The 15,225-nt window shown below is 73.8% G+C and carries 12 protein-coding genes, 2 rRNA genes and 1 pseudogene; 4 read left to right on the plus strand and 11 right to left on the minus strand.

Translation table 11 applies throughout. The annotated features are described in order from the left end of the window. The first annotated feature begins 33 nt into the window (after positions 1-33). Together BU197_RS13415 and BU197_RS13420 are read left to right on the plus strand one after the other, a co-directional pair. Positions 34-1,479 (plus strand): FAD-binding oxidoreductase, encoded by a 1,446-nt coding sequence (locus BU197_RS13415; protein ID WP_188268482.1) that lies wholly within the window; start codon positions 34-36, stop codon positions 1,477-1,479. A gap of 150 nt (positions 1,480-1,629) precedes the next feature. Then, positions 1,630-3,258, plus strand: coding sequence for a PucR family transcriptional regulator (locus tag BU197_RS13420; RefSeq protein WP_188268483.1), 1,629 nt, complete (start codon positions 1,630-1,632; stop codon positions 3,256-3,258). Positions 3,259-3,394: 136 nt separating this feature from the next. On the opposite strand, the gene BU197_RS13425 is transcribed toward BU197_RS13420, so the two are convergent. The 5 genes from BU197_RS13425 to BU197_RS13445 form a co-directional block, all read right to left on the minus strand. After that, on the minus strand, positions 3,395-4,474 hold the full coding sequence (locus BU197_RS13425) for a glycosyltransferase family 4 protein (RefSeq protein WP_188268484.1): 1,080 nt from the start codon (positions 4,472-4,474) through the stop codon (positions 3,395-3,397). Positions 4,475-4,728: 254 nt separating this feature from the next. After that, positions 4,729-6,471, minus strand: a complete 1,743-nt coding sequence (gene recN, locus BU197_RS13430; RefSeq protein ID WP_188268485.1) for a DNA repair protein RecN — start codon at positions 6,469-6,471, stop codon at positions 4,729-4,731. A gap of 99 nt (positions 6,472-6,570) precedes the next feature. Beyond that, on the minus strand, positions 6,571-7,494 hold the full coding sequence (locus tag BU197_RS13435; protein WP_188268486.1) for an NAD kinase: 924 nt from the start codon (positions 7,492-7,494) through the stop codon (positions 6,571-6,573). Further along, positions 7,491-8,306, minus strand: coding sequence for a TlyA family RNA methyltransferase (locus BU197_RS13440; protein WP_188268487.1), 816 nt, complete (start codon positions 8,304-8,306; stop codon positions 7,491-7,493). Before BU197_RS13440 ends, BU197_RS13435 begins: the two co-directional genes overlap by 4 nt. Positions 8,307-8,313: 7 nt before the next feature. Further along, the gene (locus tag BU197_RS13445; protein WP_188268488.1) at positions 8,314-8,610 is read right to left on the minus strand and encodes a hypothetical protein; all 297 of its coding nucleotides are present in this window, start codon (positions 8,608-8,610) and stop codon (positions 8,314-8,316) included. Between the two features lie 42 nt (positions 8,611-8,652). Here BU197_RS13445 and BU197_RS13450 point away from each other — a divergent pair, with 42 nt between their 5' ends. Further along, a complete protein-coding gene (locus tag BU197_RS13450; protein ID WP_188268489.1) occupies positions 8,653-9,000 on the plus strand; it encodes an SCP2 sterol-binding domain-containing protein in 348 nt (115 codons plus the stop codon). 187 nt (positions 9,001-9,187) lie between these two features. On the opposite strand, the gene BU197_RS13455 is transcribed toward BU197_RS13450, so the two are convergent. Together BU197_RS13455 and BU197_RS13460 are read right to left on the minus strand one after the other, a co-directional pair. Beyond that, positions 9,188-10,099: an ABC transporter ATP-binding protein gene (locus tag BU197_RS13455; RefSeq protein ID WP_188268490.1), complete on the minus strand. Its 912-nt coding sequence runs from the start codon at positions 10,097-10,099 to the stop codon at positions 9,188-9,190. A gap of 54 nt (positions 10,100-10,153) precedes the next feature. After that, entirely contained in the window at positions 10,154-11,248 is a 1,095-nt protein-coding gene (locus BU197_RS13460) for an HAD hydrolase-like protein (protein ID WP_188268491.1), read from the minus strand. A gap of 82 nt (positions 11,249-11,330) precedes the next feature. On the opposite strand from BU197_RS13460, the gene BU197_RS13465 reads away from it, so the two are divergent. Continuing rightward, a complete protein-coding gene (locus BU197_RS13465; RefSeq protein ID WP_188268492.1) occupies positions 11,331-12,623 on the plus strand; it encodes a DUF1015 family protein in 1,293 nt (430 codons plus the stop codon). Positions 12,624-12,690: 67 nt separating this feature from the next. Here BU197_RS13465 and BU197_RS30450 read toward each other — a convergent pair whose 3' ends face one another. The 4 genes and pseudogenes from BU197_RS30450 to BU197_RS13480 form a co-directional block, all read right to left on the minus strand. Then, positions 12,691-13,521, minus strand: coding sequence for a tetratricopeptide repeat protein (locus BU197_RS30450; RefSeq protein WP_223184001.1), 831 nt, complete (start codon positions 13,519-13,521; stop codon positions 12,691-12,693). Positions 13,522-13,725: 204 nt separating this feature from the next. Continuing rightward, positions 13,726-14,808, minus strand: a pseudogene (locus BU197_RS30455) (hypothetical protein); the annotation flags it as partial. A gap of 108 nt (positions 14,809-14,916) precedes the next feature. After that, positions 14,917-15,033 (minus strand): 5S ribosomal RNA (gene rrf / locus BU197_RS13475). Between the two features lie 106 nt (positions 15,034-15,139). Next, positions 15,140-15,225: ribosomal RNA gene (locus BU197_RS13480) — 23S ribosomal RNA — on the minus strand; the annotation flags it as partial.

Genomic DNA, 15,225 nt, shown 5'->3' on the forward strand with positions numbered 1-15,225 from the left:
GGGTCCTGTCCCCCGTACGGAAGGGGGGCTCCCATGACTCCCCCGGACCCCGCCCCGGCCCCCGCGCCGCCCCCTCCTCCCCACACGCCCTCCCCGCCGACGGCCCCCGTCCCGGACGGTGCCCTCGTCGCCCTGCGCGAGGATCTCGCCGGTGACGCGTACGTGCCCGGCGACCCGGGCTACGACGAGGCCCGGACCGTCTTCAACGGGATGATCGACCGCCGCCCCGCCGTGATCGCCCAGTGCGAGAACCCGGAGGACGTCGCCAACGCCGTCGTCTTCGGCCGGGAGGCCGGGCTGCCCATCGCCGTGCGCGGCGGCGGGCACAGCGTCGCGGGCGCGGCGCTCAACGACGCCGGTCTCGTCGTGGACCTGCGCCGGATGCACTCGGTCGTCGTCGACCCCGAGCACATGACCGTACGCGTGGCGGGCGGGGCCACCATGAGCGGTCTCGACCACGCCTGCCGGCCGTTCCAGGTGGCCGTGACCGGCGGGCGGGCGTCCACGACCGGCGTCGGCGGTTTCGTCCTCGGCGGCGGCTCGGGCTGGCTGGAGCGGAAGTACGGGCTCGCCTGCGACAACCTCCTCTCGGTCGAGCTGATCACCGCCGACGGCAGGCACGTCCACGCGGACGAGGAGGAGAACGCCGAGCTGTTCTGGGCGCTGCACGGCGGCGGCGGGAACTTCGGCGTGGTGACCTCGATGACCCTGCGGGTCCACCCGCTGCCCGAGTTCGGCTTCACCCTGCTGATGTTCCCGCCCGAGGCGGGTCCCGAGGCGATCGGGACCTACCGGGACCTGATCGCCGACGCGCCCGACGAGGCGGGCGGCGCCGGGCTCTACCTCACCGCGCCACCGGCGCCGTTCGTCCCCGAGGAGCTGCGGGGCTCCCTGATCGTCGCGACGATGGTCACCTGGGTCGGACCGGCCGGGCGGGCCAGGGAGCTGGCCGAGCCCCTGTACACGCTCCACCCCTTGGTGGAGGTGGTCATGGATATGCCGTACGTCGACTTCCAGCGCATGCTCGACGTCCCCTCGGGGCTGCGGAACTACTGGTCGGCGGAGTTCCTCGCGTCCCTGCCGGACGAGGCGGTGGCCGTCTACTGCGCCGGGTCGGCCCGGATGCTCGTCCCCACGCCGACGCAGAACATCCTGCTCCCGCTCGGCGGGCAGGTCGCCAGAGGACCCGCCGACCATCCGGTCCCCTGGCGGAACGCGGCCTGGGCCGCCCATCCGTTCGCCCTGTGGGACGACCCCGCCGACGACGAGCGGGCGAGGGGATGGGTCCGGGAGGTGCGGGCCGGAATGCGTCCCTGGTCGACCGGGGCCGTGTATCTGAACTTCATCGGCACCGAGGGCGAGCAGCGCGTGGTCGAGGGCTTCGGCGCCGACAACTACCGGCGGCTGGCCCGGGTGAAGGCCGCGTACGACCCCGACAACGTGTTCCGCTTCAACCACAACATCACGCCCGCCGCCTGACCCCCGCGAAGTGACGCAGGACACAGTCGACAGAAGGTCGTGCAATTCCCCTTCCCGGTGGACGAGTTGTCGCCCCGTGTACGAAGGGTCCGGGGCGGTGACCCTGGGGTGATGTCGCCGGAACGCCGGGGCCCGGTAGCGTCCGGGCCCATGGACAGTCAGGGCGGGATCACCGTGCAGCGGGCGCTCGAACTCCCGGGCCTGCGCGGCGGACTCCCGGAGGTCGTCGCCGGGGCGGACCGGCTGCACCGCACGGTGCGCTGGGTGCACGCGGGCGAGGTGCCGAACATCGCCTCCCTGCTCAAGGGCGGCGAGCTGCTGCTGACCACCGGTCTCGGCCTCGGGACCCGGCCGGCCGAACAGCGGGCCTTCGTACGGCGGCTCGCCGACCGGGGCATCGCCGCCCTCGTCGTCGAGCTGGGACCGCGCTTCGCCCGCCTCCCGGCGACGATCGTGGACACCGCGCGGGCCGCCGGTCTCCCGCTGGTGCAGCTCCACCGCGAAGTGCCCTTCGTCGCGGTCACCGAGGAGATCCACACCGAGATCGTCAACGGCCACTACGCCCTGCTGCGCCAGGCCGAGGAGGTGCACCGGCAGTGCACCGAGGCGCTGCTGGGCGGCGGGGGCGTCCCCCAGGTGCTGCGCATCCTCTCCGACTTCGCCGCCAACCCCGTCTTCCTGGAGACCGCCGACGGACAGCTGCTCTACGCGGCGGGCACCGCGTCCGGGCCCGCCGACCCGCTCCAGGTCTGGGAGGGGCTGCGCGGCCAGCGGGCGGCCCGCGAGTCGGGCCCGCCGACCGGCACGGTCCTTGTGGACGTGCCCGGCGGCGGACCCGGCACCGCGTCCGTACGGGCCCGGCTCGTGCTGCTCTCGGTCTCCGGCGCCCTCTCCCCCGTGCACCGCATGGCGGCCGAGCGGGCGGCCGGACTCCTGGCGGTCGTCCTCATGCAGGCGCGCCAGGAGGAGGAGCTGGCGGCACGCGGCCGGGGCGACTTCCTGACGGATCTGGCGGAGGGCAGGATCGCCGCCGAGGACGCCCCGGCGCAGGCCAGGGTCCTCGGCTTCAAGCCGGGTGACGGGCCGCTCCTGCCGGTGGTGATGCGGCTCGCCCCCGAGCTGTCCCCGTCGGGGAACTGGGCGCTCCTCGCCCGCGCGGTCCTGGAGGAGCTGTCGTCCGTGGGCGTCCCGGTCCTGCTGGGCGTCCGCCCGGTCGAGGGGCGGGTCCCGCTGCTGCTCGGGCTCCGGTCGGAGTCGGAGCGCACGGCGGTCGCCGACCGGGTGGCGGCGGCGCTCCGCGCGGGCGTGGAGCGGGCCGGTCTGGAACGCGCCGGGGCGCACCCGCCGGTGGTCGTGGTGGGAGTGGCCGGGGGCTGGGCGGCGGCCTCGGCGAGCCTGCGGCACGCGGCGGAGACCGCGACGGCGGCCCAGGGCCTCTCGGACCTGCCCTGGTACGACGCCCGGCGGCTCGACATCGATCTGCTGCTGTGGCGGCTGCACTTCCACGGGGACGCGGTCCTCGCGGCGTTCGTGGACCGGGCGATCGGGCCGCTGCGCGAGCACGACCGCACGTCCAGGCCGCCGCTCCTGCCGACCCTGGAGACGTATCTGGCGCACGCGGGCCGGAAGGCGGAGACCGCCCGGGAGCTGCACCTCAACCGCCAGACCCTCTACAACCGGCTGGCCAGGATCTCCGAACTCCTGGGCACGGACCTGGACGACCCCCAGACGGTCCTGGCCCTCTCCCTGGCCCTCCGGGCGAGACGGCACACGGCGTAGGCGGGCGCGGGGACGGAAGCGCCCCTGCTCACCGCGCGCGGGATGTCCCTGTCACCGCGCGGACCGGATCCGTCACCGCGCGGGGCCTCCCGTCACCGCGCAGGGCCTCCCCGTCACCGCGCGGGGCGGCCGGGCGTCACCGCCCCGACAGTTCGTCGTACACGCTGAGGACGTGCGCCACCGTGTCGTCCTCCGTGGGCCACGTCCCGGCCTGCGTCCGGCCCGCCGCCGCCAGGTCCATCCGGCGCTCCACGTCGTCGAGCAGCCCGCGCACCGCCGCGGCCAGGGCTCCCGGGTCCCCGTACGGCACGAGTTCCGCCGCGTCCCCGACGAGTTCCGGCACCCCGCCGACCGCCGTGGCGACGAGCGGGACGCCGAGGCGCAGTGCTTCCTGGGCGAGCAGGGAGCGGGCCTCCCAGCGGGAGGGGAGCACCGCGATGTCCGCCGCCGCCAGCAGTTCGGCGATGTCCTCGCGGCGGCCGATCAGGCGTACGGGCAGGTTCTCGGTCTCGATCCGCCGCTGGAGGGCGAGCCGTTCGCGTCCCTCTCCGGCGATGACGAGCAGCGGCTGCGGGGAGAGGTCCCGCCACTCCCGGGCGGCGTCGAGCAGGGTCCGGTGGCCCCGGTCCCGCTCCAGGGCTCCGACGGCCATCAGGAGCGGCCGGTCCACGGCGCCGAGTTCGGCGCGGGCCTTGCCGTCGTGGAGGCAGACGGGCCCCCGGGCGGGCAGCACGGTGACGGGGGCGAGCCGGGCGTCCCGCGCGCCGCGCCGCCGGGCCCGGTCGACCAGGTCGGACGAGGTGCCGAGCACGATGGTCGCGGCCCGAGCGGCCCGCCGTTCGAGGAGCCGCAGGAGTCCGCCGCGCGCCCCTGCGGTGGGGACGCGGCTGTCCCAGGTGGTCACGAGCGGGAGGCGCCCGCCGCCGGGGAGCGCGAGCGCGGTCCGGACGGAGGCGTGGAGGCCGTGCGCGTGGACGACGTCGGCGCCGATGCAGGCGTTGCGGAGCGCGGCGACCACCGAGGGGTCGCCGAGGCGCGGCAGGGGCACGAAGTGCGCGCCCGCGCCGAGGTAGTCGTAGACGTGGTCGAGTTCGGCCGGGGCGCACACGGTCACCCGCACGCCCCTCGCCACCAGCCCCGAGGCAAGTGATCGGACGTGCGCGCTGCTGCCCGCGCTGCCGCCGCCCAGCACTTGGACCGTACGGAGCTGTGTCACGCGCCCAAGGATGCCAGTCCGCGCGCCCGTCCGTACGCACGTTCCGCCACTGAAGTGGCCTGGTTCTCCCCGGCGTTGCCCCGTACGAGTGGTTCGCGTCGCGTTGCCCGACTCTCCCGGATTCACCCGACCGGGTGAGCGCGCGCGGGCCTCGCGCGCGCCGGGTGCGGCCCTCCCCGGCTCTCCCGGTCCCGGCCGAGGCCCGCCTCGGGCCCGCCTCGGACCCGGACGAGCCCAAGCCCGGGGCCCGGGGTTCAGCCGTCCGCGCGTGCCGCCGCGAGCAGTTCCTCGGCGTGCGCCCTCGCGGTCTCGGAGTCCTCCTGGCCCGCGAGCATCCGGGACAGTTCGCGGACGCGCTCCTCGCCCTCCAGGACCGTCACGCCTGAGCGGGTGACCGAGCCGTCGTTGGTCTTCTCGACGAGCAGCTGCCGGTCGGCGAAGGCCGCGACCTGCGGGAGATGGGTGACAACGACGACCTGCGCGGTCCTGGCGAGCTTGGCGAGCCTGCGGCCGATCTCGACCGCCGCCTTGCCGCCTACGCCCGCGTCGACCTCGTCGAAGAGGTACGTCGGCACCGGGTCCGTCCCCGCGAAGACGACCTCCACCGCGAGCATCACCCGGGACAGCTCGCCGCCCGACGCGCCCTTGGCGATGGGCCGGGGCGGGGCGCCGGGGTGCGGCGCGAGCAGCAGCTCGACCTCGTCGGCGCCGGAAGGACCGTACGCGACCCGTCGGCCGCCGACCTCGACGCCCTCGGGGTCCTCGGTCTGCCGGATGTCGAAGGAGACCCGTGCGTGGGGCATGGCGAGCGAGGCGAGTTCGGCGGTGACGGCGGCGGCGAACCGGTCGGCCGTCTCCGTACGGGCGTCGGTCAGCCCCTGCGCGAGCACCGAGAGCTCGTCGCGGAGCCGGTCCCGCTCGGCGGTGAGTTCGCCGACGCGCTCGTCGTCCCCGTCCAGCTCCCCGAGCCTGGCCGCGCTCTCCTCCGCCCAGGCCAGGACGGCCGCGATGTCCTCGCCGTACTTCCGGGTGAGCTGGGTGAGCGCCGCCCGCCGCTCCTCCACGGCGGCGAGCCGCAGCGGGTCGGCGTCCAGGGCGTCGGCGTACCCGGCCAGTTCCGTGGCCACGTCGCCGAGGAGGATCGAGATCTCCCCCGTCCGCTCGGCGAGCGCGGCGAGCGCCGGATCGTGCGCCCGTACGGCCTCCAGGGCCCGTCCCGCCCCGGCGACGAGGGTCGTCGCGTCGACGGACTCGGGGTCCTCGGGGACACCGGCGAGCGCGGCGTGCGCGAGGGCGGCGGCGGAGGCCAGGGCCTCGGCGTGGCCGAGCCGCTCCGCCTCCGCGGTCAGTTCGACGTCCTCCCCGGCGCGCGGGGCGACCGCCTCGATCTCGGTGAGCCCGAACCGCAGCAGGTCCGCCTCCTGGGCCCGCTCCCGGGCCCGGGTGGTGATCTCGTCGAGTTCCGTGGTGACGGCACGCAGCCGCCGGTAGGCCCCGGTGTAGTCGGCGAGCGGCCCGGAGACCGCCGTGCCCGCGTACCGGTCGAGCGCGCCGCGCTGCCGGGCGGGCTTGAGCAGCCCCTGCTGGTCGGTCTGGCCGTGCACGGCCACCAGCTCGTCGGCCAGCTCGGCGAGGAGCCCGACGGGCACCGAGCGCCCGCCGAGGTGGGCCCGGGAGCGCCCCTCGGCCGAGACGGTGCGGCTGACGAGCAGCACACCGTCGTCGAGTTCCGCCCCCGCCTCCTCGGCGCGCGCGGCGACGGACGCGCCCGGGGGCACGCTGATCCGTCCCTCGACGACGGCGGACGCCGCGCCGATCCGCACCAGGGCCGGGTCGGCGCGCCCGCCGAGCAACAGCCCGAGGCTGGTCACCACCATGGTCTTGCCCGCACCGGTCTCACCGGTCACCGCGGTGAAGCCGGGCGACAGCTCGACCACAGCGTCGTCGATGACTCCGAGCGACCGTATCCGCATCTCCTCCAGCACGTCCCAGACCATACGAGGTTTCCCCGCCGCGATGCGACATCGGCCCCGGCCGTGACCCTTCGGCGCGCCGCTCGTTCGGGCGGCGCGCCGGGGCGGACCGGCGCGGTGGGGTCAGCGGGGCGCGCCCCGCCAGCCCGACACGGGCAGCGCGAACTTGGCGACGAGCCGGTCGGTGAAGGAGGCGTGGTGCAGCCGGGCGAGCCGGACCGGCACGGCGCCCCGCCGCACTTCGACCCTGGCGCCCGCCGGGAGTTCCACGGTCCGCCGCCCGTCGCACCACAGGACCCCGTGCGGGGTGTGCGGCTCGATCTCGACGGCGAGGACCGAGTCCGGGGTGGTGACGAGCGGCTTGGCGAAGAGGGCGTGGGCCCCGATCGGCACCATGAGCAGCGCTTCGACCTCCGGCCAGACGACCGGCCCCCCCGCCGAGAAGGCGTAGGCGGTGGAGCCCGTGGGTGTCGCGCAGATCACGCCGTCGCAGCCGAAGCCGGTCACCGGGCGTCCGTCGATCGCGAAGACGACTTCCAGCATCCGTTCCGGGGACACCTTCTGGACGGCCGCCTCGTTGAGCGCCCAGTCCCGGTGCAGGACGTCGCCGTTCTCGTACACGACGACGTCGAGGGTCATCCGCTCCTCGACCTCGTACGCCTTGGTGACGACCCGGTCGACGACCTTGTCGAGGTCGTCGCGCTCGGCTTCGGCGAGGAAGCCGACCCGGCCGAGGTTGACGCCGAGCATGGGGACGCCCGAGGCACGGGAGAACTCGGCGCCGCGCAGCAGTGTGCCGTCGCCGCCGAGGACGACGAGGAGTTCACAGCCGTCGAGCGCGTCGGGGCAGTGCTCCGGCACTCTCTCCACGGACGGCGGCAGGGGCAGGTCCTCGGCCTCCGCCGCCAGGACACGGACGCCGATGCCGCAGCGCAGCAGCCCGAGGACCACCAGTTCGGCGCTGCGCACGGCGGCCGGCCGGCCGGTGTGCGCGAGCAGGAATACGGTACGTGGTGCGGTCTTGGGTGCTGTTGCCCTTGAGCTCAACGAGGTCCTTCCGCCACGGCGCGGTCGACATCCGCCGGATCCAGCGCGGGCGCGCCTGCCCGCAGCCACAGAAAGTACTCGACGTTGCCCGAGGGGCCGGGCAGCGGGCTCGCGGTGACGCCCAGGACGCCGAGCCCGAGTTCGGCCGCGCGGCGGGCCACGTTCTTCACGGTGTCCGCGCGGAGTTCGGCGCTCCGCACCACACCGCCGCTGCCGAGCCGCTCCTTGCCCACCTCGAACTGCGGTTTCACCATGAGGACGAGGTCGGCGCCGGGTGCGGTGCAGGCCGCGAGGGCGGGCAGGACGAGGCCGAGCGGGATGAAGGAGAGGTCGCCGACGACCAGGTCGACGGGAATGCCGTCGATGGCCTCGACTGTCAACTCGCGTACGTTGGTACGGTCCTTCACGGTGACCCGCTCGTCACTCTGGAGCGACCAGGCGAGCTGTCCGTAGCCGACGTCGACGGCGACGACGTGGGCGGCACCGGCCCGCAGCAGCACGTCGGTGAAGCCGCCGGTGGAGGCTCCGGCGTCCAGCGCCCTGCGGCCCTCGACCTTGAGCCCGAGCGGGACGAAGGCGGCGAAGGCGCCCGCGAGCTTGTGGCCGCCGCGCGAGACGTAGTCGGGGTCGTCGTCGTCCTGGACCACGACGATGGCCGCGGCGGTCTCGACCTGGGTGGCGGGTTTGGTGGCGACGGTCTTGCCGACGGTCACCCGGCCCGCGGCGATCAGCTGGCTGGCGTGCTCGCGCGAGCGCGCCAGCTTCCGCCGGACCAGTTCGGCGTCGAGACGGCGGCGTGCCACTCCTGCCACGGTGGGTTCAGCTCCTGTGGTCGTGCGATCGGGGGGTGGGCTGGGCGTCGAGCGAGGTCAGCTCGGCGCGCAGTCCTCGGTGTACATCCTCGTACACCCGCGGGTGTCCGTCCGCCGGGAGGTCGTCGGCCTCGGCGAGACGCGCCAGGTGCGCGTCGACCCCGGGGTGTCCGGTGGGCCGGGTCCCGATGCCGAGCGGGGCCGCTCCCGCGGGCTCGTGGGCGTCCTGCGGGCGCACCGGATCCTTCGGGTCCGCCGGGTCCGTCGGGGCGAGGGGTTCCGGTGCGGGCGTCGCGTCGTTCATGGCCCCGACGCTACCCCGGGCCTCTGGGGTACGGTCGTCGCGATGGCGACGATCACCGAGTGCCGCGGCGCACTGGACAGACTCTCGGACACCCTCGCGCGGGCGGACGGCGACGTACGCGGGGCCGCCGCGCTCGACCGTACGCTGAGCTGCCACGTCACGGACCTGGACACCACGTTCACGGGCCGGCTGCGGGGCGGCCGGATCGAGGTCGATTCCACGGTCGAGGGCCCGCCGCCGACGAAGGCGCAGATCAGACTGGCGATGACCGGGGACGACCTGGTGGCGATGGTCGGCGGGGAGCTGGACTTCGCGAGGGCCTGGGCCTCGGGCCGGGTCCGTCTTGAGGCGGGCTTCCGCGACCTGCTGCGCCTGCGCACACTGCTGTAGTCCGGGGGGCGGCTCGGCCGGGGGCCGGGCGACTCGCGGGCCCAGCGGGCTGGTGGCCCAGGGGACTGGTGGCCCAGACCCCTCGCAGCCCGGAGCGGCTCGCCCCCCAGGGCTGTCGTACGCCCAAGGCTGTCGTACCCCCAAGGCTCTCGCGCCCGGGAGCTTGCGGGCCCGGCGCCCGGGGCCCCTACTTCCGCAGCGCGGGCTCTTGCGCCGCCGCCCCGACGGACTCCCCCACGGAAGGGGCGGGCTCCGCCACGGCCCCGGGTATCGGCTCGGCCGCCGGGACCGGCCGGGGCGCGCGGGCCTTGCGTCCGGCGGGCACGACCAGCGGGGTGCCCGTCTCGGGGTCGTCGATGATCTGGCAGCGCAGCCCGAAGACCCGCTCGACGAGTCCGGCGGTCACGACCTCGGAGGGCGGCCCCTCGGCGACGACCTCGCCGTCCCGTACGGCGATGAGGTGGGTCGCGTACCGGGCCGCGTGGTTGAGGTCGTGCAGGACGGCGACGAGCGTCCGTCCCTGTGTCTCGTGCAGCTCGGCGCAGAGGTCGAGCACGTCGATCTGGTGCTGGATGTCGAGGTACGTCGTCGGCTCGTCGAGCAGCAGCAGCGGGGTCTGCTGGGCCAGCGCCATGGCGATCCAGACGCGCTGGCGCTGGCCGCCGGAGAGTTCGTCGACGTACCGGTCGGCCAGTTCGGCGACGCCGGTCGCCGCCATGGACTCGCGGGTGATCCGCTCGTCCTCGGGGGACCACTGCCGCAGCAGCCCCTGGTGCGGGTAGCGGCCCCGGGCGACGAGGTCGGAGACGGTGATCCCGTCGGGGGCCACCGAGGTCTGGGGCAGCAGCCCGAGGGTCTTGGCGACCTTCTTGGCGGGCATCGAGTGGATCGACTGCCCGTCGAGGAGGACGCGGCCCTCGCTGGGCTTGAGCATCCGGGAGAGGGCCCGCAGCAGGGTGGACTTGCCGCAGGCGTTCGGACCGACGATGACGGTGAACGAGTGGTCGGGGATCTCGACGGACAGCTCACGGGCGATGACCCGCTGCTCGTACGCCAGAGTGACCGATTCCGCGCTCAGCCGCTGCCGCCGACCGTCCATGCCCATAGCTCCCGTATGCCCTTGCCCCAACAAAGTTAGGTTAGCCTACCCAATTCACACCCCGAGACGCGTCAGAACCTCGTCCACGTCCGGCGTCTCCCCGGCGTCGGCGGCCGACCAGACGGCCCCGCAGAGCGCCCGTACCGCGTCCATCGCCTCCCCGGCACCGTTCTCCGCACCGGTCCCGGTACCGCTCTCCGGGCCCTCCAGGAGCAGCTCGCCCCCGCGCACCGAGGCCCGCCACTCCCCGCACCCGAAGCCGCCGTCCGCGTCGGCGACGACCTGCGGATGGGCGGTGAGCAGCCCCCGCAGATCGGTCGCGACATACGTCGGCCGGTGGGCGGGCACGGCCCGGAGGAGCTGACGTACGTCCGTGACTCCGGTCAGCACGAGCAGCGAGTCGACCCCGCCGTTGAACGCCCCCTCGATGTCCGTGTCCAGCCGGTCCCCGACGACCAGTGGCCGCCGCGCCCCGGTCCGCAGGACCGTCTCGCGGTGCATCGGCGGCAGCGGCTTGCCCGCCACCTTCGGCTCGGTCCTGCCGCCGGTCGCGATCCGCACGACCTCCACCGCCGCCCCGTTGCCCGGCCCGATGCCCCGCGCCCCGGGAATCGTCAGGTCCGTGTTGGAGACGTACCAGGGCAGCCCCCGCGCCAGCGCGTAGGCGGCTTCCGCGAAGCGGCTCCAGGGCATCTCGGGCCCGCCGTACCCCTGCACGACCGCCACCGGGTCGTCGTCGGCCGACTCCACCGGTACGAGTCCCCGCTCCCGCAGCGCCACCCGCAGCCCCTCGCCGCCGATGAGCAGGACCCGGGAACCGGCCGGCATCTCCTCGGAGATCAGCCGGGCCACCGCCTGCGCGGAGGTGATCACCTCGCCGGGTCCGGTGGGGACGCCCAGCTCGGTGAGGTGTGCGGCGACCGTGTCCGGGGTCCGCAGCGCGTTGTTGGTGACGTACGCCAGGCGCATTCCGCCGGACCGGGCCGTGGTCAGCGTCTCGACGGCGTGCGCGATGGCCGCCCCGCCCGCGTACACGACTCCGTCCAGGTCGAGCAGGGCCGTGTCGTAGGCCTCGCTCAGTGGCAGAGCGCTGCCTCCCGGCAGCGTCGTGCCGCTCTCCCGCCGTCCCTGGCCGTCCCGCACCGTCACCGCGTTCTCCTCGCCTCTTCGGGTGAAAATCCCTCGCTCCCCCGATCATCTCTCATGCCTGATCTCCCCCTACGATGACGAGATGAACACCTCAGGTCACGCGGCCGCCGACGTCCGCGACGACACCGGAGGGCTGCGCCTGGCCCCGTTCCGCGGACTGCGTTACGTCCCCGAGCGGGTCGGCAGCCTCGCCGCCGTGACGTCTCCCCCTTACGACGTCGTCGTACGGCCTGACGGACTGATCCATCTGGAGTCGGCCGATCCCCACAACATCGTCCGGCTGATCCTTCCGCAGGCGCTCCCGACGGGCACCCGGCACCGCAAGGCCGCCGTCACCCTCGAACGCTGGCTCGCGGAAGGCGTCCTCGCCCCGGACCCCGAGCCCGCGCTCTACGTCTACGAGCAGCAGGGCGACGGTCTGTTCCAGCGGGGCCTCATCGGCGCCCTGGAGCTGTCCGCCCCGGACGAGGGGGTGGTCCTCCCCCACGAGGACGTCATGCCGCATGTCGTCGAGGACCGCGCGGCCCTGATGCGGACGACCGGCGCGAACCTGGAGCCGCTGCTCCTGACGTACGTGGGGGACGGCGACGGCGCCGACGCGGTGGTGGAGCGCGCGGTGACCCGTGAGCCGCTGCTGGCCACGACCACCGAGGACGGTTTCCGGCACCGGCTCTGGGCGGTGACCGACCCGGCGGAGCAGGCCGTCGTCGCCGCCGAACTCGGCCGCCACCAGGCGCTCATCGCCGACGGCCACCACCGTTGGGCGACCTATCTCCGGCTGCGCGAGGAGCACACGGCGCCGGGCCCGTGGAACTACGGTCTGGTCCTGCTCGTCGACACCGCCCGCTATCCGCTGCGGGTCCGTGCGATCCACCGGCTCCTCGGCCGGCTGCCGCTCGCCGAGGCCCTCGCGGCCCTGGACGGCTCGTTCCGGGTGCGCCGGATCGAACAGCCCCTGCCGGAGGCCCTCAAGGCCCTGGAGACGGCCACCGCCGGGGGGAACGCCTTCCTTCTCGCGGGGGACGGCTCCTTCCACCTGGTCGACCGGCCCGACCCGGCGCTCCTCGACCGTACGATCCGCGCGGACCGCCCGGAGGCCTGGCGCACCCTGGACGCCACGGTCCTGCACGCCACGCTCCTCGAACACGTCTGGCGCGTCCCGGACGCCCCCGAGGACATCGCCTACCTCCACGACACGGCGGCGGCGGTCTCCCAGGCGGAACGCCTCGGCGGTACGGCGGTCCTCATGCACCCGGTGCGCGAGGAGGTCGTACGGGAGCTGGCCCGGCAGGGCGTCACGATGCCCCGCAAGTCGACCTCGTTCGGCCCGAAGCCCGCGACGGGCCTGGTCCTGAGGAGCCTGGCGCTGGACTGAGCGCCCCCGGGAACGACGAAGGGGCGGCACCCCGAGGGTGCCGCCCCTTGCTCATGCGCGGATCGCGTCAGCTCTTGTCACCGGCGCGGTCGTCCCGCTCGTCGTCGAGGTCGTCATCCTCGTCGTCGTCGGTGTCGTCGGCGTCGCCGTCCTCGTCGTCGGCCTCATCCTCGATGCCGTCGACGTTCCCGGCCTCGACGTCCTCGTCCGCTTCGTCTTCGTCGAACGCGTCGACGAACTCGACACCGTCCAGCTCGGCGAGGCGGTCGGAGGCGTCCGTGGCCCCGTCCTTGTCGGCTTCGAGCGCCTTCCCGAACCACTCGCGGGCCTCACGCTCACGCCCGGCGGCGAGCAGCGCGTCCGCGTAGGCGTACCGCAGGCGCGCGGTCCACGGGTGGTTGGCGTGGGAGGCCAGCTCGGGGCTCTGGAGGGTGACGATGGCCGCGTCGAGCTGGCCGAGGTCACGGCGGGCACCGGCGGCCACAAGCCGCATCTCGACCTGACCGGCCTTGTCCAGCTTCTGCACCTCGGGCTCACCGGCCATGGCCAGGGCCCGCTCGGGGCGGCCGAGACCACGCTCGCAGTCGGCCATGACGGGCCACAGCTCGACGCCACCGCTCATCCGGCGGGCGGCACGGAACTCGGCCAGCGCCTCGGAGTAATTCTGCGTGGCGTACGCGGCGAAGCCGGCGGCCTCGCGCACGGCGGCGACGCGGGAGGCGAGCCGCAGCGCGACACGGGAGTAGCCGTACGCCTTCTCCGGGTCCTCGTCGATCAGCTGGGCGACCATGACGAGGTTGCGGGAGACGTCCTCGGCCAGCCCCTTGGGCAGGCTCATCAGTTCCTGGCGCACATCGGGGTCGATCTCCTCACCGGTGACCTCCGGCGGGATCGGCAGACGCTTGATCGGCGCGCGGTCGCTTCGCTCGCGGTCGTCCCGACGGAAGCCGCCCCGGTCGTCCCGGCCACGGTATCCACCCCGGCTGTCGCCACCCCGGTCGTCACGGCGGAAGCCGCCACCGCGGTTGTCGTCCCGCCGGAAGCCACCCCGGTTGTCGCCACCACGGTCGTCCCGACGGAAGCCACCGCCGCCGCCACGGTTGTCGTCCCGACGGAACGGGGGACGGTCGTCACGACGCTCGTCCCGACGGAAGGAGGAGGGCCGCTCGTCACGACGGTCGTCACGACGGAAGCCGCCACCACGGTTGTCGCCGCCACGGTTGTCGTCCCGCTGCCCGTACGAGGGACGGTCGTCCCGACGGAAGGAAGAGGGCCGCTCGTCACGACGGTCATCACGGCGGAAGCCGCCACCACGGTTGTCCCCACCACGGTCGTCACGGCGGAAGCCGCCGCCACCACGGTTGTCATCCCGACGGTCGTCGCGCTGCCCGTACGAGGGACGGTCATCGCGACGGAAGGAGGAGGGCCGCTCGTCACGACGGTCATCGCGACGGAACCCACCGCCACGGTTGTCCCCACCACGGTTGTCACCGCCACGGTCGTCCCGGCGGAAGGAGGAGGGACGGTCATCACGACGGTCATCGCGACGGAAGCCGCCGCCACGGTTGTCGTCCCGCTGCCCGTACGAGGGACGGTCATCGCGACGGAAGGAGGAAGGCCGCTCGTCACGACGGTCGTCACGACGGAAGCCGCCACCACGGTTGTCGCCGCCACGGTTGTCGTCCCGCTGCCCGTACGAGGGACGGTCGTCCCGACGGAAGGAGGAAGGCCGCTCGTCACGACGGTCGTCACGACGGAAGCCGCCACCACGGTTGTCCCCGCCACGGTTGTCGCCGCCTCGGCGATCGTCGCGCTGCCCGTACGAAGGACGGTCATCGCGACGGAAGCCGCCGCCAGCGCCGCCGCCACGGTTGTCGTCACGGCGGAAGGAGGGGCGGTCGTCACGACGCTCGTCGCGGCGGAAGCCGCCACCACGGTTGTCTCCGCCACGGTTGTCGCCACTGCGGTTGTCGCCACCGCGGTCGTCACGGCGGAAGCCGCCGCCGCCACCACGGTTGTCATCGCGACGGAAGCCTCCGCCGCCGCCACGGTTGTCGTCTCGGCGCGGACCCCGGAAGCCGCCCCGGTCGCCACCGGCACCGTCCCTGCGACGCGGCTCGCGCTCCGGACGGTCGTCGGGAGAGTTGGTGGGCATCGGTGTGACTCCTGTCTTCGGGTACTTCAGTCATTCTCGCGCAGTCGGCACTCGGCCGCGCATCGGAAAAAGTCGAGCAAAAAACAAAAGGACCTCTGGTCCCAGCGTGAACGCTGGGACCAGAGGTCCTGAAGAATTGTTCGGCGGCGTCCTACTCTCCCACAGGGTCCCCCCTGCAGTACCATCGGCGCTGAAAGGCTTAGCTTCCGGGTTCGGAATGTAACCGGGCGTTTCCCTAACGCTATGACCACCGAAACCCTATCGGTTTCGAGCGAACAAGCACACTCTGTAGTTGTGTTCTAGCTCTAGAAACCAGCAACTGTTCGTTACTTCAGAACTAACACAGTGGACGCGAGCAACTGAGGACAAGCCCTCGGCCTATTAGTACCGGTCAGCTCCACCCATTACTGGGCTTCCACATCCGGCCTATCAACCCAGTCGTCTACT

Origin of the sequence: Streptomyces sp. CBMA291, from assembly GCF_014596525.1 — a bacterium.
Classification (GTDB): Bacteria; Actinomycetota; Actinomycetes; order Streptomycetales; family Streptomycetaceae; genus Streptomyces.